Here is a 2,115-nt window from a genome sequence, read left to right as displayed (position 1 = left end):
TTTGTCCCAGAATATCTGCGTGCATCACTTCTACTGGCGCACTAAATACCTGTCCTTCCGTAGGATGCTCTTCTTCCTCTTGACCCTTTTCTCTTAAGTCTGCCAATGCTGTATCAAGTAAATCTATTAACCTTGCAAGTTCTTCTTTTGTTTGATCGAATCTCTTTCCCCAAACTGCATTCCCCGCATCAACAGCTTGTTTTAATTTAGAAAATGATTTTTCGGAATACTTATCCTTGCTTGAATTATCATTAGTTATTTCTTCAGCCTTCGCAAGTTTTTGCCCAAAGTCATCAACAGCTTTTAATACTAAATCTTGCTTGATGATTCTTATAGATCTGATAATTGTATCTATTGCATCATCTGTAACTTGATTTGCTTCTAAAAGCTTAGTAGCTTCTATATATTTATTTTTAAATTCAGTACTTTTCGGATCCTTATAAAGACCATCGTTAATATCTTTATTTAATTCTTGTATTGAATCTAGAAATTCTTTTAATTTTTTCTTGTTTCCTTCTTCAAGTTGACTTCCTTCAGGTCTTTTTGTGCTTAGATTAAGTTTTAATACTGCATCTTGTTCTGCTAATCCTGGTCCTCCCATATGTGCCTTAGTTTTTATATGAATTTTTTCTATATCTGATTTAGGCATAATTAATCTAAAAGTTTTTGTGTCATTATGGCTATTTACCAAACTTGCATCTTGCCAATTTTCATTTTCTCTATTGTACTTTAATCCCTCGACTTCAGCAGTTATTCCAAGGTATGAACCCTTCTTAAAGCTTAGTTCGTAAATGTTTGAGTTGGCTTCTTCTATCAATAGGATACTAGGATTCATAAATTGATTTGCCATGGATTTTTCTTTTTCATTTCCGTATTGAAGTATTTCTCCATTAATTGTAAACCTTCTCTTAGATTCTTCTTTGGTAACTAATTGATCCAGGGCTTTTTGTAGTTTCTCTTCTGTCTTATTCATTTCTAGAAGATTTTTTATTTTGCCAGCATCATAATCACTTTTAACTTCTGATAGAACTCTTTGTAATTCAGCAATTGTAGAAAGAGTGTAGTGGTCCTTGTTGTTAATTTTTTCTTCTGCTTGTCTTACAAGTTCTTTGTATTTTTCTTCTGAAAATGGTGCTGCCTTGATTGCCTTATATTTTATTGCTAGGTCACTTATTCTTTCACGTATTTCTTCATCACTTGGATTAGATTTTTCTAAAACTCCTCTAGCCTTGTTATAAGATTCTAAAAACTGATTTAAAGTTGCTGCATCCCAAATTTGTGTATTCTTATAAACATATCTGTATCTGTACTTATAAAGGCTTTTTGCAAGTTCATTTTTCTTTTCTCTCTCTGCCTTTCCTTCTTTTGCATCTTCACGTGCAATAAACTCAAGAATCTTACTGTGAACTTTAATCGGAATATCATCACTCTCACCCATTACATTAATATTTTCTGGTCTTGGCATTGCTTTTATTTCTTCAAAAGTTTTACCGCCATATTTTTTGAGTCCCTTGTTTTCTCCCTTGAATTGTTCCCAAATCATGGCAATATTACCATATACTCCATTCACAGTATCTGTTTCATCGACTATTCCTTCAACAAAGTTTGCGTTTTTATTTACAAATACTTTTAACTTATAAGTAAAACTTCCATCCCTTATTACTAATTGTTCTGCATTTGAATCCTTAGTTAATTCCTTGAGCATATTGCTATCATTTTCCGTTGCTTGTGTTACTCCATCTAGGGCTTCATTAGCTAGGGCATACACTGGACTAGTCACTGGAAAAGATGACATAAGAATTAGGGATGCCATGGAAACTGCTAAAAATTTATTTTTCATTTTTTTCTCCTTTAAAAATTTATCTTTCATTAAACTCTCCTTTTCAATTATTTTCTTTTATTTTATCTGCAAAGTATCTTGCAGCTTCTTCTAGTTCTTCATCTGTTGCATACCTTGATGCATAAGATGTTTCTATCATTTTTTCTTTTATCTTTTTTTGGAACTACTAGTCCTGTTATTCCTTTTAATTTTTCTATCATTCTAAGCCTTATAATGTTTAAAAAACTTTAAGGAAACTCTTAATAATGTTAATTCTTGTCCATCTTGTAAAGAAC

General features: G+C 31.8%; 1 protein-coding gene. It reads right to left on the bottom strand.

The annotated features are described in order from the left end of the window. Positions 1-1,840, bottom strand: a 1,840-nt coding sequence (locus HMPREF1864_RS07095) for a hypothetical protein (RefSeq protein ID WP_156435962.1), incomplete at its 3' end; no start/stop codon positions are given. Positions 1,841-2,115 lie beyond the last annotated feature (275 nt).

Source organism: Peptoniphilus sp. DNF00840, assembly GCF_001553125.1.
GTDB classification, from domain to species: domain Bacteria; phylum Bacillota; class Clostridia; order Tissierellales; family Peptoniphilaceae; genus Peptoniphilus_A; species Peptoniphilus_A vaginalis.
The sequence above is the reverse complement of the archived record's forward strand: the minus strand, read 5'-3'. Positions and strand labels throughout refer to the sequence as shown.